The sequence below is a fragment of the Hyphomonas sp. TMED31 genome, assembly GCF_002172815.1.
Lineage (GTDB): Bacteria > Pseudomonadota > Alphaproteobacteria > Caulobacterales > Hyphomonadaceae > Hyphomonas > Hyphomonas atlantica.
The window spans coordinates 17,876-36,747 of sequence record NZ_NHCK01000040.1 but is presented as its reverse complement, the minus strand read 5'-3'; the positions used below and the strand labels follow the sequence as shown (position 1 = coordinate 36,747).

Genomic DNA, 18,872 nt, shown 5'->3' with positions numbered 1-18,872 from the left:
GTTTGTATGATAACAACTTGTACGCTCTTCATAAAATCTAGAGCAATGTTGAGGTGCTCGCTGTGCGTGCTTCATGCCCAGCGAGTACACCTTATGATAACAAGCCCAAAACCTCACTCGCCACAATATCCCCGTCATAAAGCGCGCGGCCGAGGATTGACCCCGCAATCGGGGCGTCGGCGGCGATCAGGGCGCGGATGTCGTCCGTGCTGGCGACGCCGCCCGAGGCGATGATTGGGATACTGACGGTGTTGGCAAGCTCTGCCGTGAACGGAATATTGACGCCGGTTTTCAATCCGTCGCGGCCAATGTCGGTGGCGACGATGGCGGCCACGCCGCAGCCCTCAAAGGCCTTGGCCAGTTCGGTGGCCTTCATGTCGCTCGTCTCGGCCCAGCCTTCGACGGCGACCATGCCATCCTTCGCGTCGATGCCGACCACGATCTTGCCGGGCAGGGCGCGGGCGGCCTCTTTCACAAGCTCCGGATCGCGCAGCGCCGCCGTGCCCAGGATGACGCGGGAAATGCCGGCCTCCAGCCAGGCATCGATCTGCGCGCGGGTGCGGATGCCGCCGCCAAGCTGCACCGGCGCATCGGTCGCGCTCAGGATCGCCTCGACCGCGGCGCGGTTCACGGCCTTGCCTTCAAAGGCGCCGTTCAGATCCACCACGTGAAGATGCGTGAAGCCCGCCTCGCGAAAGGCGCGGGCCTGGTCTGCCGGGCTGTCAGAGAAGACGGTCGCCTTGTCCATCTCGCCGCGCAGCAGGCGCACGCACTGGCCGTCTTTCAAATCGATCGCGGGGTACAGGGTAAAACTCATAGTCGCTCCTTGGCGCTCATCCTGAGCGAAGTCGAAGGAGAGCGCGGGCTGGGAGAGGCTCGCCCTTCGACTTCGCTCAGGGTGAGCCGGTTCATGGGTCCCAGCTCAGGAAATTGGACAGGATGCGCAGGCCAAGGGCTTGCGACTTTTCGGGGTGGAATTGCGTGCCGAACAGATTGCCCCGCGCCACCGCNGCGGTNATCGCCTCTGCGCCATAGCTCGCCGTGGCGGCCATATCNGCGGGGTCTGCCGTCGTGAAGGCGTAGGAATGCGTGAAATAGACGTGCGGCTCNGCGCCCAGNCCTGACAGGACCGGATGCGGCGCGNCGGGCAGGGACAGCTCGTTCCAGCCCATGTGCGGNACGCGAAAGGCGTCGCCCGGCTGGATGCGTGCAACCTCCCCGGCGATCCAGCCGAGGCCCGGCGTNGCGCCGTCTTCACGGCCCGTCTCGGCCAGAAGCTGCATGCCAACACAGATGCCGAGGAAGGGCTTGCCNCCCTTCAGGCAGGCCGTCTCCAGCGCCTCGACNACGCCGGTCTGGGCCCGCAGGCCTGCGGCGCAATCTGCGAAATGNCCCACNCCNGGCAGCACGACCCGCTCTGCCGCGAGAATGTCTTCGGCACGGTTCGTGATGCGGATCTCGTGGCCGGTCTCGCCAAGGCGCGCCGCTTCCCGCAGCGCCCTGCCGGCGGAGTGCAGGTTTCCGGATCCGTAATCGATGAGGGCAACAAGGCTCATGGCCGCGCTCTTAGCCTTGCCGGGGCCGTGAGGGAAGGGGCCAGCCACCCTTGCGCCCAGGGGCAAGGTGCCGCAAGCTCGGGCGCATCATGCCAATTTCACGGAGCTTGCTCATGCGATCCATCCTGCCCGCGTTTACCGCCTGTCTGCTGGCCGCCTGNGCCGCCACCCCTGCCTGGCCCGACGCGGCCGAGAGCGCTGCGCTGGACGAAGCGCGCAGCCAGNCCGAGCTGACGGCGTATTTGTCGGACAGCCTGTGGGACTGGGCAGAGCTTGGCTATCAGGAAGAGAAGTCTTCCACCCTGCTTCAGGAAACCCTTGCAGATGCAGGCTTCACTGTAACGCCAGGCGTGGCAGATATTCCNACAGCCTTCGTGGCCGAATACGGCTCTGGNGGTCCGGTCATCGCGCTGCTGGCCGAAATGGACGCGCTGCCAGGTATCAACCAGTCGGCCCTGCCAACGCGCAAAGGTGTCAATGGTAAGCTCGCCGGTCACGCCTGCGGGCACAATCTGTTCGGGGCGGGGTCTGTCTCGGCTGCCATCGCCATTCGGAACTGGCTGGAAGAGAGCGGGACACCGGGCCGTATCCGCGTCTATGGCACACCGGCCGAGGAGGGCGGCTCCGGCAAGGTCTACATGGTCCGNGCGGGNCTGTTCGAAGACGTTGATATTGCCATTCACTGGCATCCGGGGGATCGCAACTCTGCCGCGGCCAACACGACGCTGGCGAACCGGTCTGCGAAGTTCCGCTTTTCCGGAATCTCTGCCCATGCGGCTGGCGCTCCCGAACAGGGGCGGTCCGCGCTGGATGGCGTTGAAGCGATGAACATGATGGCCAACATGATGCACGAGCACATCCCGCAGGATGCGCGGATGCATTACGTCATCACCTCTGGCGGTTCNGCCCCCAATGTNGTGCCGGACTTTGCNGAAGTNTTCTACTATGTCCGCCATCCCTCCCCAGACGGCGTTGANGCNATCTGGTCGCGTCTGGAAAACGCTGCGCGGGGCGCGGCACAGGGAACCGGAACTGAAGTGGAGTGGGAAGTCATCCACGGCAACAACCCACTGCTCGTGAACGAAACGCTGGCCCTTCTGATGGACGAGAAGCTTCGCATCGTGGGCGGCGTGGAATATACAGAGGCTGAACTGGAATTCGCCGAGACTATCTCCACGACTCTCAGCGACACGTCGCTACCATTGTCATCAGCCTCGGAAGTACAGCCCTTCGAAGTGTCGCTTGGCTATGGCTCAACGGATGTGGGGGATGTGTCTTATGCAGTCCCAACCGTCGGACTGCGCACAGCAACCTGGGTGCCGGGAACACCTGCGCATTCCTGGCAGGCTGTGGCAGCCAGTGGCACATCTATCGGCCACAAAGGGACGCAAGTCGCCGCCGAGACGATCACGCTCGCCGCTGTTGAGTTGTTCACGAATGAAGATTTGCGGAAAAAGGCGCGCACAGAGTTCGATGAAGCCCGTGGTCCGGACTACGAATACAAATCCCTGCTCGGCGATCGCGCCCCGCCGCTCGACTATCGCAAATAGGACCTAAATTCCTGACACACCGGCCTGACGCTTCTGACCTGTCTGCTATCCGCCGCGATATGCAGGGAGTCTATGAGCGCCAAGCTGGTGTCTGGCATCGCCACCGGATGCGCGACCTGAATGAGCGTAAATGGCTCGACCCCTTTCTTGCCTCGCTTCCCCTGCGGCCCCGGGTGTTGGATCTTGGCTGCGGATCAGGTGTCCCGCTTGGGGCATTTCTTCTGGCCCAGGGCTGTGATCTTACAGGCGTTGACTATTCTGGCGCCATGATCGCGCTGGCCCGCGAACATGCCCCGTCAGGCAATTGGCAGGTGCAAGATATGCGGGCCCTTGATCTGGTGGGTAATTTTGATGGAATCGTCAGCTGGGACGCCTTCTTTCACCTCAGCCAGGATGAACAGCTGCAGCTGCTGCCGATACTCGGCAGGCTGGTCCGGCCCGGCGGCGCGCTGCTGCTGACAGTCGGGCCTGGAGGCGGCGAAGTAACAGGCATGGTTGGCGGTGAAGCCGTGTACCATGCCAGTCTTGACCCTGAAGAGTATCGCAGGCAGCTGGAAGCGCTTGGCTTCAAAGACATCGCTTTCACGCCGGAAGACCCCGAAGTGATGGGGCGGAGCGTTTTACTGGCCACGGGGAAGGGAGGTTAGAGGCTGCCTTTGGTGCTGGCTGGTTTGCCGCCGAGCTTCGGGTCCTCCGCAATGGCCGCACGCAGCGCCCGGGCAGTAGCCTTGAAGCAGGATTCTGCAATGTGGTGGCAATTCTCGCCGTAGAGGTTCTCCACGTGCAGGCACATGCCGCCATTGCCAGCCAGGGCGTGGAAGAACTCCTTGAAGAGTTCGGTATCCATTTCGCCGATCTTGTCGCGGCTGAAGTGCACTTTCCACACCAGATAAGGCCTCTTGCAAAGGTCCAGAGAGGTGCGGGAAAGCGTTTCGTCCATTGGCACATAGGCATGGCCAAACCGGGTGATGCCGGCGAAATCGCCCAGCGCCTTCATGATGGCCTGACCGATCACAATGCCCGTATCCTCGACGCTGTGGTGCATGTCGATGTGCAGGTCGCCCTTGCAGCGAACCGTCAGGTCGATCGCTGAATGCTTGGAAAATGCTTCCAGCATGTGATCGAAGAAACCGATGCCGGTTTCGATGTCAGACTTTCCCGTCCCATCCAGATCGACGGTAACCGAAATGTCGGTTTCCTTGGTGGTTCGGGTAACTGTAGCAGTGCGGTTCGTAGTCATGCTGGCCCATATAGTGCGTTGGAAGCGCTACAGCTAGCGCGTTTTGTTCACTGATTCCTAAACATATTCCGGAAACATGGTTACCGCACACAAATGTGGTGACGTGGTAAGGACGTTCTAAGCGTGGACAAACAGAGTTTCATCTCGAGACTTCTGGGCCGTATGACCATTCCGGGGTTTGCGGCTTGGTCTGCAGCAATTGCAACAGTCATCATCTTTGTCGGAGTCTGGACAATCGAACAGGCGTATGGCGCGCTTGTCGAAGGCAAGGCCTGGACAGACATGTCCCTTCCTCTCTGGGCAATCTTTGTGCTGTTGTCGGCATCGTCCGCTGTTGCTGCTGTAACCGCATGGTTTTTCGCTCGGGAATTCCAGAACGTCCTGATCAACTTCACGCGGTATCTTGAGGTCGCTCAATCAGACTCCACTGCGCGCTTGTCCAACGTGTCTTTTGTTGAGCTGCGTCGACTGCGCTCGGTTGTGATCCGCTCTGTTGGAAAACTCCGCCGGGATAACGAAGCGCTGCGCCAGACTGCATATGAAGACCCGCGCACCGGTATGCCAAACCTGATCGCGCTGGAAGAACACATACACAAGACGCTGCCTCGCGCGAAGTATGAAACCCCTGCGGCGCTGATCGTACTGGATCTGGACAATTTCACACGTTCATCCGAACGTCTCGGAGCGTTGGCAAGCGAAGCGCTTTTGAAGACGTGTGGCGAGCGCATGTCTGCTGCGTTGGCCTCGCTTGAGGGGCCCGTTCGGAATGGGCTGAAAGATTCGATGCTGGCCGCGATGCAGGCCGATAGTTTTGCACTCTATTTGCCTTGCGCAGTCAGCAGGGATTACGTGTCCAACATAGCGCGCGCAATTCGCTTGGCGTTCGCGGAGCCTTTCGTAGTGGCGGGGCAGTCTGTCACGCTTGGCATATCAGGTGGCATTGTGATTGCGCCCGAAGATGCCGACACTGTGCACAAACTATTCCGGCACGCTGAACTGGCGCTACGACAGGTCCGCAGTGATACCGGGTCGGGATTTCGTTACTTTTCTCCACGTCTCAATCGAGTGGCGCGTGGCAAGTACATGCTTGAGGCAGAGCTTCGCGACGCGGTGGCCAATCGGGAGTTCAAGACGCACTTCCAGCCAAAGATCGACTTCATGACGGGTCAGGTTGTCGGCGCCGAAGCGCTTGCGCGCTGGATTCGTCCGAACGGCAAAATCATATCGCCGAATACCTTTATTCCGCTCGCAGAGGAAACGGGACTTGTTACGCAGATTGGTGAACAGGTTCTTGAAGCTGCGTGCGAGTCGGCCCGGATATGGATGCAGGAAGGGTTCAATGCCACTGTTGCGGTGAATGTGTCGCCGCGCCAGTTCCAGGCGACGGATCTGACCGAAACAGTACTATCCATTCTCAAGCGTACGGGTTTGCCGCCGAACCGGCTGGAACTTGAGATTACTGAAAGCATGGCCGTGTCCGAGCCGGAAAAGGTGGCGCGGGTTATGCGTCCACTTCGCAGTCTGGGTACCAAGCTGGCAATTGATGATTTCGGGACCGGCCATTCAAACCTGTCCATCCTTACGCAACTGCCCTTCGACGTATTCAAGATTGACCGTCAATTTGTTTCGGCACTTGAATCCGATGAGCAGGCTCCGGCGATCATCGAGATGATCCTTGCGATGGCAGAGACACTTGGGCTGAAGACCGTCGCCGAAGGCGTCGAAACAGAACGGCAGGCCGATTTCCTGCGGCGCCGTGGATGTTCGATGGCGCAGGGTTTCCTGTACAGTTCAGGACTTCCGCATGAAGCATTCATGGATTTCATCCGGGGCTGGACCAGTAACAGTCAGTCCCCGCGCCAAAAAGTCAGCTAAGCCAAATTTCTTCTGTACACGTTGACAGATGTCCCGCGGTATTCTGACGCTCGCCAGAACTTGTATCCACATTTCTCCGCAACACGAATCGAACCGGCGTTGCCAGGATCAATAATGCAAACGCTCTGTCCGGGCTTGTTCTGATCAAGCCATTCATGCATCGCGCTGACAGCTTCGCTTGCGTAACCCTTGCCCCAAGCCTTCTCAATGAATACCCAGCCGGCCTCGGGCCAGTTGGAAAGGTTCGGGTTCATGCCGCGCTCAAAATCAGCGAACCCCCCTTCACCAACGAACTCGCCTGTCTCTTGATCTTCAATTGCCCAGGAACCATAGCCAAGCAATTCCCACATGCCGCGATTGCGGCAGATCGTGAACCAGGCTTCCTGCCGGGACCGGGGTTGGCCGCCGATGTGACGGGTGACGTTTTCGGAAGCCCACATCGTGGCGGACGGTTCGAAATGGTGAATTTCCGGCGGGCGTAGAACCAACCTGTCTGTGAAAAGGATAGGCAGATGCATGGAAACCTGTTTGGCTAAGCTCTTTGCTTCATCTTTTCCAGCATGGCCCCCATCGCGGCGTGTACCGCCTGCATACCTTTCANGGGGCGGACCATGACTTTGAAGTCCATGATCTTTCCGTCCGNGTTCCACTCGATCATGTCGACNCCGTTTACGAGAATTCCGTCCATCTCGCATTCNAACTCGAGAACAGCNTTGTCGCCGCAGTCGAANNCGCGCGTGTANCGAAATGTATCCCCACCGAGCGTCGCGCCTGCGGCTGTCAGGTAGGCCATTGTAATAGGCTTGCCAGCTTGCGGAGTGTGAACGACAGGACTCTTGAAAACAACGTCATCAGCCAGCTGTGCTGACAGTCCTTCAGGCGAATGATCGCCATTCATCCAGTCAAACCATGCTTGNAGGTTTGANCTATGCCCGGTCATCGGTATCAAGTGTTCGGCCATCGGAGGNTTTCCTTACTGTTCTATACTGCCAGTGACCGGTTTTCCGATCAGATAGTCGCTTGGTTGGTTGAAGCAATTTCCACGCAATGCGACCCAGCCGCCGGGAAAGTCTGGCTCAGTAAAAACGAGATCGACTCGGCCCCAATTATAGTGAGCCTCTCCCGTCACCGGATTTGTGATGGCGACGTCGCACAGCTCAATATCGGAGCTTTCCGGTTCCACCCAGATACCTGCATATGCGCCGCGCTCTTCATACACGCCTGCGAGATCCTTCAGGTAGACAGCGCCTCTCGCGTCCAGACCCGGATAGGACCAAACGGCCCACCCCTCAGGCGTGTCCGCTTCGTAGACGACGTCGCCGATGGGGGTCGACCAAACCTCGTCCGCTGCAGCATTTAGCGCTGCCAAACCCATTCCCGCCAGAGCGAGCACCAAATTCCGCATGCTGAGTCCTCCCTTTTCTGGAGTGACCCTAGCATGCGAATGGGACAGGTGAAGCAGAATTACGCGGAGTAGGCGGCCGCGAGGTCGGGATCCTTGCTGGCGACAAGGTCGGCCAAGTCTGAAATCACCTTGGCCTGTTTCCAGGTCGCGTCATCCTGCATCTTGCCATCGATCATGGCGACGCCGGAGCCATCTGGCATGGCGTCGAGGATCTTGCGGGCGAACTTCACTTCGTTCGGGTCCGGGCTGAACACCTTTTTCGCGATGGCGATCTGGTTNGGGTGCAGGCTCCATGTGCCGGAACAGCCGAGCAGGAAGGCGTTGCGGAACTGTTGCTCACAGGCGTCCAAGTCCGCAATGTCGCCAAACGGACCGTAAAAGGCGTTGATGCCGGCCATTCGGCATGCATCGACCATACGGGCAATCGTATAGTGCCACGGGTCTTGCTGGGCCGAGGCACGTGCGCTGCCGTCTTCGTTCGGATCGTCGATGACGCGATAGAATGGATGTCCGCCGCCCACTNGGGTTGTTTTCATCTTGCGATCGGCGGCCAGATCTGCCGGGCCGAGACTGATGCCTTGCATGCGCGGGCTTGCCAAGGCGATCTCTTCGACCCGGGCCATGCCCTGCGCTGTCTCGAGGATTGCGTGGAACAGGATCGGGCGGGTCAGACCGGCTTTCGCTTCCAATTGGGCAACGTATTGGTCCGCAAAATGAATATCCCAAGGNCCNTCGACCTTTGGCAACATAATGACGTCCAATTGATGCCCGGCTTTCAGGATGAGTTCGCTGANGTCTTCCTGAAACCANGGAGAGTTGAGCGGATTTACGCGACTCCAGAACCCGGTGCCGTTGCCCTGCCANTCATACATGGAGGCCATTTCGATNGCGCCNGCGCGGGCCGCATCCTTGGCNTCNGCNGGAATGGCNTCNTCNAGATTGGCCAGCATGACGTCCACACCCGCCGCCATTTGCGGTACCTTGGCGCGCACCTTGTCCAGATGTGGCGGGACGAAGTGAATCATCCGTTCCAGCCGGACCGGCAGGTCACGCATCGGGGCGGGGGCGCCGATGGCGAGAGGTTTGAAAAAGTCTCTTGGGGTTTTCGTGCTCATGCGTTCCTCCTTGTTGCGGCGCAACATAGAGGCAGCGCAAAGCGCGTCAATCAGCCAGAAAGGCTCACGTCTCGGATTCCTCCACGGAAAGGTTCATGCTGAAAGACCGCCGCTCTCCCGGCGTCTTGAACGGATAGACGCTGTGAAACATGTAGGATGGGAAGATATAAAAATCCCCGACACGTGGCCTGATCATGAAGTTGGATACCGAGTAATGGGTATCGGTTCCGTGCGCGAATTGCAGGTGCCCGTGGGTCGGATGATGGTCGCGATCATCTTCTGCCCATTCCTCATCAATGCCCTCTGGTAGCTTCAGATATCCCACGCATGACAAGGCGCAGCCGGTATGGATGTGGAGAGGATTGTACTCATGCGCGTATTGACGCACGAACCAGCCTGCCATGACATTCAATTCAAATCGTTTTGATCGATGGTCGTAGTCGCCAAAACTGCCGCGGCGGCTTGCACGCACATGATATTCGATCAGGGCGTTCCCCAAAGCGCCGGCAGTCGCATCGACAAGGTGTTTCGGAAAGCGAAGTTCCTGACGAACCTTCCCGACCAGGCTCGCGGAATGGTCTTCCAACTGGTCGCTCATCGCAGCGTTAAGATGCTCGACCAGCGCAGGTGGCATTCGCACGAAGCCCATCATTGGGCCGAACGGCGTAAAGAACTCTTTGTCTCCCGTAGGAGTGAATATGGCCGACACAGCGGACTCCCGTCACGCGGCCGCACACCACACCCGGTACGGTCTGATACTAAACTTCATTGAAACGCCCTGCCCGCTGTCTAGACGTGCGTTTGGGGAGGGGTCAATGGCAGTTTGCCAACACCGCAAGATGACTTGTGGATAGAAGCTTGGAACAGGTTTCGGGATTGGACGTTGCAGAAGCAGACCATTTACAAAGGAAATCTGCCATGTCCCTTCTTATGATTTTGCTCACAATCTTCCTGCCGCCGGTCGCTGTTGCCCTGAAGGAAGGTATCGGCGTTCAGTTCCTGATCAATTTGGTGCTGACCCTGATTGGCTGGTTGCCGGGCGTTATTCACGCATTCTGGGTCGCAACGCGCGGATCAGCGTCCACGGTTTAACTCAGGCGCTTTCTGAGTCGGACGCAGCTTCAATCACNGCTTCGGGGCGGGAAGCGCGGCGATAAATTGCAACCGCNAGCGCAGCAACACCGANTGCGGTAACNACCTCGCCACCGATGATGACATTTACCCCTGCNTGAAGCTCGGACAGAATTGCCCACGTCGCGGTCATGAANGTGATCGCGGCGATTTCTGAGATCAGAAATGTCGGAATAAAGGCACTCAGGAAACGTTTCATTGCGGGGCTCGTCCAGAATTGAGGGTGTCGTTGAGATCAGCATATCGGGAGTCGGTCTGATTTCGGCAATATGCGCTTACGCAGCCAGTTCAGCTTTTTTGCGCGAGCGGGTGAGCTGTTTCCAGAAGCTCTGCCAGCTCGTCAGTCAGAACATGCGTGTAGATCTGCGTGGTGGCGATATCTGCATGGCCAAGAAGCGTTTGAACGCTCCGCAAATCCGCGCCGCCCATCAACAGATGCGTTGCATAGGCGTGGCGAAGTGCGTGCGGGTGTACGCGGTCTGGTCGAATGTTCGCCGAATGGGCAAGGGATTCGAGTAATTGGCCCAGCCGCCTGCGCGTCAGGTGGCCCGATTTTCCACGGGATGGAAACACAAAACCTTCTGCCCTGCCACGCGCAAGTGATCCTTCGGGCAGGTATGTTTCCCGGATCGAGAGCCAATTTGACAAGGCATCCAGCGCTGGACGTCCCAACGGGCAAAGCCGCTCCTTGCCACCTTTTCCTCGAACGATCACGTCAGTTGTGATCCAGCGATCACCCTTCCGGCGTGGCAACTCGCCCAGCTTCAACGAGACAAGCTCGGTGGCGCGCAGGCCAGCGCCGTAGAGCATTTCAACAAGACAGGTCAGCCTGAGGTCATCGGCGCAAGCTGCGAGCAACGCCGCCATTTCTTCGCGAGACAGCACATCCGGCACATCTCGTGAAGGCTTCGGACCGTCGACCTTTGCGGTTGGGTCATCCTTGCGGTCGCCTTCTTCAAACAGGAAGCGGAAGAATCGGCGAACGGCAGACAGCTTGCGTGCCTGGGAAGAGGGGGCCATGCCGCGCCTGGACAGGTCCTGCAGCCAGCCCGAAATGTCTGACCCGTCCGCGTCGCACAACGCGCCGCCGCAATACTCGGAGGCGTCCAGCAGATCGCGCCCATACGCATCCAGCGTGTTGGTCGATGAGCCGCGTTCGGCGGACATCATTTCAAGAAAGGCTTCGATGCGAGCGCGGTCGGTCATGCCCGCATCATTGCACCTAGCCCTTTAGAGCGTGTGAATGTCAGGACGCTTTCCAGTACCCTGCAGCTTCCAGTGCCATTTCCCGGGCTGCGTCCTTTGCGCCAATGCGTTCGAGCGCGTTCAGCAAGAGCACAAGGCTTGCATTGTCCGGCGCTGTCGGGTCGCCTTTGGTCATGCCTACGGTCGATAGAATGACTTCACCTGCAGCATCGGCTTCGGCAGCGCCGAGAATGCGCAGCAGATGGGGGGTGATGGCCGCGCTCGTGTCACTGTCCGGCGCTTCCACCACCATGCGGCGTGCATCTGCAGGGGGCGCGATGCCCATTGCAGTCCACAAGGCGAACAAGCGAACGGCAGACCGCTTTTGCGCATCGGTTTCGGCTTGGGCAGCCAGTCTCACCCCGGCATACGCGATTTCGCTTCGCGACGCGTCCAACCCGGCGAGGATCAGCAGCGCTGACATGAAGGCGGAATCAAAGCTTCCGTCCTCTGGTGCGCCTTCCATGGTGTTGGCATCAGCCCATTTCTGCGCCGTTTCAAGCTCACCGGCGGCGAGAGAGGCCCGGGCAAAGACGGCAGCGCTTGCCGCTGTGGATGAATTGATCGGCAGGCGCGCGATTTCGGGCCAGAGAAGACGGGCAACCGCATCAAAATGGGCCGGTGTGTCTGTCGCTTCCTGCAGCGCAGCGGCTAGAGCAAAGCTGCGATTCTCATCTGTGACGAGTGGATCGCGCGCCGCAAACAGGGCGCTCTCCAATGGGGTCGTCGGGACAAATTCCGGCTCTGACAGCATATCCAGGAATAGCGTTCTGTAGTCATTTGTCGCCAGCATGTCGGATTTTGTCGCCATATGTGCCGCTTTGACGCGCAACTCGATGGGTAAGTTGCGATGCATTGCTATGGCCGCCGACAAATCCGGGCGATTGGCGGGGATCGGGTCTGCCGGAGGGGTGAGGCCAGCTTTGGCAGAAATGGCGAGATTCAGCCCCGACGAATAATCGGCTTCAGGTGGCTCTGGTAGTTCGCCGGATGTCGCGAACACGGCAGCGAGCAGCCAGGAATCGACGGCGTCCTGCTGCAGCGCCATTTCAATTGCCAATTCCGCACCGGCTGAGTTGCCCTCGAGAGCCGCGCAAACCGCGCGCAGTTTCGCCCAATATCCTGAGAGCCGATCCGGATCGTTCAGCATGGCGCAGGCAGTAGCCTCATTGCCGAGCGCGAGATTCACGTCCGCAATGATTTCGTCTGCATTCATGCCGGGCGGGGGGGTGTCGAGGCGCGCCATCAGGCTGGCTGCAGCTTCGGCTTCGCCCAGATCGTACATGATGCGAGCGCGTTCGGCGCGCAAATGCGGTTCCTGGATTCCGGAAGGCGGTGTTGCCGGCGACAATGCCATGCGGCGCATCAGGGTGCGTTCTGCCGGGGTCAGGTCATGTGTGCGGACATCGCGCATCAAGGGCAGCAAATCGTCTGCATCGGATGCGCGCCACATATCCGTCGGAAGGGAAGGCTCACCCGCTTCGAGGAAGCTCATGCCCCAGGGATTGACCAGCTCCAGGCCAGAATCCTCAATCTGGGCGCTGGCAAATGGCCCGACACCCAAGGCAAGGAGGGTGGCGGCAAGTGCGACCCTAAAGGACATCGTCGACCTCGATGCGAATCTCGCCGGGTTCGGGCTTGCCCTTTTCCGCTTGTCCGCCGAGCCACCAGGCAACACCGAGAACAAGGATTGCCAGCAGGCCTAAAAGGATCAGAAACTTGCGCATGCCTAATTACCCCTAGATACAGAATTTCGGCGCTGGATTGCGAACGCGCCGCAGCAACTATAGGACAAGAACCGAACGGAGCCCGAAAGTCCAGAATGCCATCTGATAGTGACAGTACTTCCAGACCCGATGGCGCGACATTGCCTTACATGTCGCGGACGGTCGCGCTTGTGGGATTGATGGGGGCAGGAAAATCCACGGTTGGCCGCAGGCTGGCGGACAAGCTGGGCCGTGAATTTTACGATAGTGATTCGGAGATCGAGAAGGCGGCGGGCCTGTCGATCACCGATATCTTCGCGCTGCACGGTGAAGAAGATTTCAGGAGAGGGGAACAGCAGGTGTTGAAACGCCTGCTGGAGCAGCCGCCACATGTGCTTGCTACGGGCGGCGGCGCGTACCTGAACGCAGAAACACGCGAATTGATGCGCGATAATGCTGTCACNATCTGGCTGAATGCGGATCTCGAAACCCTGTGGCGGCGGGTTCAGAAACGCGATACGCGCCCGCTGCTGCGGCGGCCGGATGCGAAGGATGTCCTGACCAGCCTTTTGGCTGAGCGNGAGCCAATCTATTCGCAAGCCGATTTNGTGGTGCCATCGAAGGATGGTCCGCACATCAATACAGTCAACGCCATCTACAAAGCCCTTCAGACATGGACGCCGAAGTGACCACAACCCTTTCCCCACTTGATACGGTGACCGTAGACCTCGCGGATCGCAGCTACGACATTCTTGTTGGTCATGGTGCGCTTGACCNNTTGGGGGAGCGTCTGACGCCGATGCTGAAACAGCCACGCGTCTTTGTGCTGACAGATGAAACCGTAGAGCGGATACATCGTCATCGGCTTGACGAAGCGCTTGCCCCGACGGGCGTGANGACAATCTGGAAGTCCCTCCTGCCAGGAGAGAAAACGAAATCCTTCTCCAATCTCGAAGACATACTGGATTGGCTGTTGGAATCATCAGCAGACCGCGGCGACGTATTGATCGCGCTNGGCGGCGGCGTGATCGGTGACATCACCGGGNTGGCGGCCAGCTTGATGAAGCGGGGCATGAAGTTCGTTCAGGTGCCGACGACTCTGTTGGCGCAGGTGGATTCTTCTGTCGGGGGCAAGACCGCCGTGAACACGCCGCGCGGCAAGAACATGATCGGCGCTTTCTATCAGCCCCAACTGGTCATTGCAGACACGGCACTGCTCGAAACCCTGCCTGCGCGAGAGCTGCGGGCNGGCTATGCAGAGATTGTGAAGTACGGCCTGATCAATGATCCGGAGTTTTTCGCCTGGCTCGAGGCGAATGGCGAAGCGGTCCTGGCGTTGGAGGCCGAAGCCATCACGCATGCTGTCGCCACATCCTGCCGNGCGAAAGCGGCGATCGTTGCCGAAGATGAACGCGAAACCGGNGCGCGAGCCCTGTTGAANCTGGGGCATACATTCGGCCATGCGCTTGAGGCCGCGAACGGGTATGCCCCTGATTTGTTGCATGGTGAAGCGGTCGCCATCGGCATGGCGCTCGCCTTCCGCTTTGGTGCGTCTCGAGGGCTTACGCCGCAGACGGATGCCGATCGCGTGACCGCACATCTGAAGGCGACGGGCCTTCAATATGCGATTCCAGGACGACAGGGCGGGCCNTATACAGCTGCTCGTCTGGTCGAACTGATGCAGCAGGACAAGAAGGCAAGCGGNGGCCGTGTGCCGCTCATCCTCGCAAGAGGCATTGGCCAATCCTACATCCACAAGGATGCAGACTTATCCCTNGTCGAAGCATTTCTCAGCAACGAATTGCTGGAGACCTGATCCTCTCGCCATGAGACCCACACCATGATTATCGGTTATGCCATTTCCATCCTGCTGCTGCTTGGCATGTCAGGCTTTTTTTCTGGTTCGGAAACCGCACTGACAGCGGCGTCGCGCGCCCGAATGCACCAATTGGAGAAGGATGGCGACAAGCGTGCCGCAACGGTGAACCGGTTGATCTCCAATCGGGAAAACCTGATCGGGGCGATCCTGCTCGGCAACAATCTCGTGAACATTCTTGCCTCGGTTCTGGCGACGTCGCTGTTTACGGCGCTGTTTGGCCAGGGCGGGTTNGCCCTNGTNATGGCGACGGGNGTCATGACCATTCTTGTGCTGGTGTTCGCCGAAGTGTTGCCGAAGACGTATGCGATTTCACGTCCGGATACGATGGCAATGAGTGTGGCCAGACCGATCGGCGCCCTGGTTCTTGCCGTGTCGTGGATCGTCGTCCTGATCCAGTTTGTGGTCNGCGTGACGCTTCGTGTGCTNGGTCTTGGTACTCCGGCGGAAGCGGTTTCTGCGGAACAGGAAATTCGAGGCGCGATTGATCTCCACGCNTCCGANGGCGGTGTGGGCGCCGAAGACCGGCTGCGCCTTGTTGGCGCGCTGGACCTGAAGGAACTGACAGTCGAAGACGTCATGATCCACCGCAAGAACATCAAGATGCTGAATGCGGATCTCGAGCCGCGCCAGCTTATCATGAAGGCCATGGCGAGCCCGCACACGCGCTTGCCGCTCTATCGCGGCGAGAAGGAAGAGATAGTCGGCATTCTGCACGCAAAAGACCTGTTGCGTGCTGCGTTGCCCCTTGGCGGAGACTTGTCGTCGCTCAATCTTGAAGACCTGCTTCGCAAGCCGTGGTTCGTTCCGGAGACAACGCCAGTTCAGGATCAGCTCGATGCGTTCCTGCAAAAGCGGAGTCACTTTGCACTCGTCGTGGACGAGTATGGCGAGCTCCAGGGACTGATCACGCTCGAAGACATTCTTGAAGAGATCGTCGGCCACATTCATGATGAGCATGACGTGGCGGTGCAAGGCGTGCGCCCGCAGCCGAATGGGTCTGTGAATGTTGATGGCTGGGTCCCTATTCGNGACCTAAATCGCGCGACTGGATGGAATTTGCCCGACGAGGAGGCCGTGACGGTCGCGGGTCTCGTTATTCATGAGGCGCAAACCATCCCTGAGCCAGGCCAAAGCTTTGTGTTCCACGGGTATCGGTTCAACGTGNTGCGCCGACAGCGCAATCAAGTGACCGGCCTGAATNTNTCAGAGGCCGAGACGAGCTGATTCGGTTTTCCGGCTNGCCATCTGCAGCGTATCGGCTGGGTCTTCGTCGCACCCATTGGCCTTCAGCCANTTCTTTTCGTTCAAGGACACGATGTGGGCCGAATTCGGATCGGGATTGTCCATCGCGATGACCGCCCACTCCCCCTGAAGGGTTGGAATATCATGCGAAACCGGCACGAAGACGATTTCGCGATCTGGTGTGCAAACCGTGTCGCGAATCCAGTGCATCATGCCCAGATTCATCTCATCAGATGCAGGCTCGGCGCTCGCTGAACCCATGAACATTGCGCCCNCAGCTGCGGCGATCATCAATTCTCTTACCATCACCCGTTCTCCTCGACGGNTGTGGAATTAATGAACGAGTCATAATTCGGTTCCGCCAGAAGATAGGAAATTCAAGAATCAGGCCGGTTTCGCCTTCAGCGCAAGAGCATGAAGCCCGGTATCGAATTCAGGCTGCAATACCAGCATAACGGCNCGCTGCGTCTGGACGCGGGACAATCCTTCGAATGCAGCGGATGTGATTCGCACGGAATAATGGGTTTCGCCACCCGGTGCGGCCCCGGCATGCCCGGCGTGTTTGTGGCTATCATCCGTGATTTCGAGCTCTGTGGGTTCGAAAGCCTCGGTCAAAAGGTCACGAATTCGCGATAACCTGTCACTTGGCGGTGGCATCTTTAACCTGCTCTCCTTATTATGCCGGGCCATGTCAGACAGTGACCCATTTTCCTATCGCGTGAAGTTCAAGGATATACGCATCAAGCCTCCCAAAGACGAGGCTTCACGTGCGCGTGCCCAGAAGACTCGTGTTTGTGACCACAAGGAATGCGACCTTGAGGGGACGCATCCTGCGCCGAAACGCAAAGGAAATGGACGCCATTGGTTCTGTCAGGNTCATGCGGCGGAATACAATCGCAGCTTCAACTTCTTCGAAGGTATGTCGGAGGCGGAAGCCGCGTCCTTTGCCCGTCAGGAACGGTTTGGCCACAAGCGTACCTGGAAATTTGGAACAGGTCCGCTGGCGGGAGAAAAGAGCGCTCAGAAGCTTGATCCGCGCCGCTGGGCGGGTAGCCGGTTCTTCAACATGGATGACGTGGCAAATGGCGAGGCCGCGAGTTCGAGCAACCGCAATACGCTTCAGACCCGCGCATTGAAGGAACTGGATCTCGAAACAGACGCGACGCCAGCGCAAATCCGTGCGCGCTACGCGGAATATGTGCGGCGGTTCCATCCGGATTCGAACAAGGGTGACCGTTCTTCGGAGCACAAGCTGCAACGCGTCCTGCGCGCAGGAAAGCTGCTGAAGGCCGCNGGCCTGATGAAAGGCTGAGATGCACGACATTCTGGTGATCGGCGGCGGGATCAACGGCACGGGGATCGCGCGCGACGCCGCGGGCAGGGGGCTTGATGTCGTCCTGTGCGAAAAGGATGACTTGGCCCAGCACACATCCTCCTCCAGTACCAAACTGATTCATGGCGGCCTGCGTTACCTCGAACAGTATGATTTCAGCCTAGTTCGCAAGGCACTGATTGAACGCGAGATCCTGCTCAAGGCCGCGCCTCACATCATATGGCCGATGCGGTTTGTCCTTCCGCACCACAAGGCGCTGCGACCAGCCTGGCTGATACGGCTGGGACTCTTCATCTACGACCATCTTGGCGGACGAAAGATCCTGCCAGCCACGACTACGCTTCGCCGAAAGTCGACGTCTAAACTCGATGCTTTGAAAGATGAGTTCAGGCTCGCCTTCGAGTATTCAGATTGCTGGGTGGAGGACTCGCGTCTCGTTGTGTTGAACGCGGTTGATGCGAAGGCGCGCGGCGCCGAAATCCTGACTCAAACCCGGTGCATATCACTCACGCGCTACACCGATCACTGGGAAGCCGTTCTCGAAACTTCAGGCGAAACACACACCCGGCAGTTCAAGGCCGTCGTCAACGCGGCCGGCGCGTGGGTTGATGACATTCTGGACCTCGATAGCAACCAGCCGGACGTGACGCATCTCCGACTCGTCAAGGGTAGTCACATCATCGTGCCGCGATGGCATGAGGGTGATCACGCCTATTTCTTCCAGAATGGCGATGGCCGGATCATGTTCGCAATTCCGTATGAACGCGGAGAGTTCACCCTGATCGGCACAACGGATGTTCCCTATGATGCTGATCGCGACAAGGTCGAGATCACTCAGGATGAAATCGAATACCTCTGCGACGGGGCNAGTGAGTACTACAAGGTGCCGGTNACNCCAGCAGATGTCGCGGCNACCTANTCAGGCGTACGCCCACTTTACGATGACCACGCTGCTAACGCCTCCAAAGTTACGCGAGACTATGTTCTGAAGCTCGATGATGGGGCAGGCGCCCCGATCCTCTCGGTCTTCGGCGGAAAGATCACGACCTATCGGGAGCTTGCCGAGGACGCGATGGCGACCTTGGCAGGTATATTTTCTGAAACTGCGCCGGACTGGACCCAGACCGCAAGCCTGCCTGGAGGGGATATCCCGGACGCTGATTTCTCTTCATTTCTGGGCGAATTGCTGCGCGAGTATGCGGCGCTAGACCCTGCACTGATTGAGCGGTTGGCGCGGGCGTATGGCACACGGGTCCGGCTTCTGCTTGGAAAGGCAGAAAGCGAAGCGGGACTNGGGCNGGCGTTNGGGGCGGGANTGTTCGAGGCGGAGGTCAACTATCTGGTCGAGTCGGAGTTTGCGCGCTCAGCCGAGGACATTCTCTGGCGTCGGTCGAAGCTTGGCTTGCACATGAGTGAGAACGAGCGACGGGCGTTTGCCGATTGGTTTGCAGAACGTTACGGGGCATAGATTCCAGATTTCCGATGCCGGATTGGGCAACCCGGCAAGTCGAAATGGACAATCTGCACGTCCGCGCTGATTCGCCCGCGCTCGCTTGGTAGACAGGCGGAAGGGTCTATGATCAAAGGCCCCAATC

The 18,872-nt window shown here is 58.9% G+C and carries 21 protein-coding genes; 9 read left to right on the top strand and 12 right to left on the bottom strand.

What is annotated here, in order from left to right; genetic code table 11:
• Positions 1-91: 91 nt before the first annotated feature.
• Positions 92-817 (bottom strand): 1-(5-phosphoribosyl)-5-[(5-phosphoribosylamino)methylideneamino]imidazole-4-carboxamide isomerase, encoded by a 726-nt coding sequence (hisA, locus tag CBB91_RS06445; RefSeq protein ID WP_273012927.1) that lies wholly within the window; start codon positions 815-817, stop codon positions 92-94.
• 91 nt (positions 818-908) lie between these two features.
• Complete coding sequence (hisH, locus tag CBB91_RS06440) at positions 909-1,556, bottom strand: imidazole glycerol phosphate synthase subunit HisH (protein WP_273012925.1); 648 nt, start codon at positions 1,554-1,556, stop codon at positions 909-911.
• 89 nt (positions 1,557-1,645) lie between these two features.
• Between hisH and CBB91_RS06435 the strand changes: the two genes are divergently transcribed.
• Positions 1,646-3,106, top strand: coding sequence for an amidohydrolase (locus CBB91_RS06435; protein ID WP_345906744.1), 1,461 nt, complete (start codon positions 1,646-1,648; stop codon positions 3,104-3,106).
• Positions 3,107-3,213: 107 nt separating this feature from the next.
• The gene (locus CBB91_RS06430; RefSeq protein ID WP_345906743.1) at positions 3,214-3,753 is read left to right on the top strand and encodes a class I SAM-dependent methyltransferase; all 540 of its coding nucleotides are present in this window, start codon (positions 3,214-3,216) and stop codon (positions 3,751-3,753) included.
• On the opposite strand, the gene hisB is transcribed toward CBB91_RS06430, so the two are convergent.
• Entirely contained in the window at positions 3,750-4,346 is a 597-nt protein-coding gene (hisB, locus tag CBB91_RS06425) for an imidazoleglycerol-phosphate dehydratase HisB (protein WP_035549652.1), read from the bottom strand. The genes CBB91_RS06430 and hisB overlap by 4 nt on opposite strands.
• A 123-nt stretch (positions 4,347-4,469) precedes the next feature.
• On the opposite strand from hisB, the gene CBB91_RS06420 reads away from it, so the two are divergent.
• Positions 4,470-6,221 carry a bifunctional diguanylate cyclase/phosphodiesterase gene (locus CBB91_RS06420; protein ID WP_273012920.1) on the top strand — a complete coding sequence of 584 codons (1,752 nt, stop codon included), beginning with the start codon at positions 4,470-4,472 and terminating at the stop codon, positions 6,219-6,221.
• On the opposite strand, the gene CBB91_RS06415 is transcribed toward CBB91_RS06420, so the two are convergent.
• From CBB91_RS06415 to CBB91_RS06395, 5 genes are all read right to left on the bottom strand, one after another.
• Positions 6,218-6,739, bottom strand: a complete 522-nt coding sequence (locus tag CBB91_RS06415) for a GNAT family N-acetyltransferase (RefSeq protein ID WP_273012918.1) — start codon at positions 6,737-6,739, stop codon at positions 6,218-6,220. The genes CBB91_RS06420 and CBB91_RS06415 overlap by 4 nt on opposite strands.
• A gap of 14 nt (positions 6,740-6,753) precedes the next feature.
• Positions 6,754-7,161, bottom strand: coding sequence for a nuclear transport factor 2 family protein (locus tag CBB91_RS06410; protein ID WP_345906745.1), 408 nt, complete (start codon positions 7,159-7,161; stop codon positions 6,754-6,756).
• Between the two features lie 33 nt (positions 7,162-7,194).
• Positions 7,195-7,626: a hypothetical protein gene (locus CBB91_RS06405; RefSeq protein ID WP_273012916.1), complete on the bottom strand. Its 432-nt coding sequence runs from the start codon at positions 7,624-7,626 to the stop codon at positions 7,195-7,197.
• A 59-nt stretch (positions 7,627-7,685) separates the two neighbouring features.
• Complete coding sequence (locus CBB91_RS06400) at positions 7,686-8,741, bottom strand: CoA ester lyase (RefSeq protein WP_273012914.1); 1,056 nt, start codon at positions 8,739-8,741, stop codon at positions 7,686-7,688.
• A gap of 64 nt (positions 8,742-8,805) precedes the next feature.
• Complete coding sequence (locus CBB91_RS06395) at positions 8,806-9,450, bottom strand: putative 2OG-Fe(II) oxygenase (protein WP_273012912.1); 645 nt, start codon at positions 9,448-9,450, stop codon at positions 8,806-8,808.
• Positions 9,451-9,659: 209 nt separating this feature from the next.
• Here CBB91_RS06395 and CBB91_RS06390 point away from each other — a divergent pair, with 209 nt between their 5' ends.
• Entirely contained in the window at positions 9,660-9,833 is a 174-nt protein-coding gene (locus tag CBB91_RS06390) for a YqaE/Pmp3 family membrane protein (RefSeq protein WP_081806048.1), read from the top strand.
• A 327-nt stretch (positions 9,834-10,160) separates the two neighbouring features.
• On the opposite strand, the gene CBB91_RS06385 is transcribed toward CBB91_RS06390, so the two are convergent.
• The 3 genes from CBB91_RS06385 to CBB91_RS06375 are packed head-to-tail and all read right to left on the bottom strand — an operon-like array spanning position 10,161 to position 12,844.
• Positions 10,161-11,078, bottom strand: a complete 918-nt coding sequence (locus CBB91_RS06385) for a tyrosine recombinase (protein ID WP_273012910.1) — start codon at positions 11,076-11,078, stop codon at positions 10,161-10,163.
• A gap of 40 nt (positions 11,079-11,118) precedes the next feature.
• Entirely contained in the window at positions 11,119-12,720 is a 1,602-nt protein-coding gene (locus CBB91_RS06380; protein ID WP_273012908.1) for a hypothetical protein, read from the bottom strand.
• Entirely contained in the window at positions 12,710-12,844 is a 135-nt protein-coding gene (locus tag CBB91_RS06375) for a hypothetical protein (protein ID WP_272981750.1), read from the bottom strand. Before CBB91_RS06375 ends, CBB91_RS06380 begins: the two co-directional genes overlap by 11 nt.
• A gap of 149 nt (positions 12,845-12,993) precedes the next feature.
• Here CBB91_RS06375 and CBB91_RS06370 point away from each other — a divergent pair, with 149 nt between their 5' ends.
• From CBB91_RS06370 to CBB91_RS06360, 3 genes are all read left to right on the top strand, one after another.
• Entirely contained in the window at positions 12,994-13,512 is a 519-nt protein-coding gene (locus tag CBB91_RS06370) for a shikimate kinase (RefSeq protein WP_345906742.1), read from the top strand.
• On the top strand, positions 13,497-14,639 hold the full coding sequence (gene aroB / locus CBB91_RS06365; protein ID WP_288145253.1) for a 3-dehydroquinate synthase: 1,143 nt from the start codon (positions 13,497-13,499) through the stop codon (positions 14,637-14,639). Before CBB91_RS06370 ends, aroB begins: the two co-directional genes overlap by 16 nt.
• Before the next feature lie 24 nt (positions 14,640-14,663).
• Positions 14,664-15,926, top strand: coding sequence for an HlyC/CorC family transporter (locus tag CBB91_RS06360; protein WP_273012902.1), 1,263 nt, complete (start codon positions 14,664-14,666; stop codon positions 15,924-15,926).
• A gap of 402 nt (positions 15,927-16,328) precedes the next feature.
• On the opposite strand, the gene CBB91_RS06355 is transcribed toward CBB91_RS06360, so the two are convergent.
• Positions 16,329-16,601 (bottom strand): BolA family protein, encoded by a 273-nt coding sequence (locus tag CBB91_RS06355; RefSeq protein WP_035549623.1) that lies wholly within the window; start codon positions 16,599-16,601, stop codon positions 16,329-16,331.
• 31 nt (positions 16,602-16,632) lie between these two features.
• Between CBB91_RS06355 and CBB91_RS06350 the strand changes: the two genes are divergently transcribed.
• Both CBB91_RS06350 and CBB91_RS06345 read left to right on the top strand, forming a co-directional pair.
• Entirely contained in the window at positions 16,633-17,256 is a 624-nt protein-coding gene (locus CBB91_RS06350; protein ID WP_273012900.1) for a J domain-containing protein, read from the top strand.
• A 1-nt stretch (position 17,257) separates the two neighbouring features.
• Positions 17,258-18,745, top strand: a complete 1,488-nt coding sequence (locus tag CBB91_RS06345; RefSeq protein ID WP_273012898.1) for a glycerol-3-phosphate dehydrogenase — start codon at positions 17,258-17,260, stop codon at positions 18,743-18,745.
• Positions 18,746-18,872: the final 127 nt, after the last annotated feature.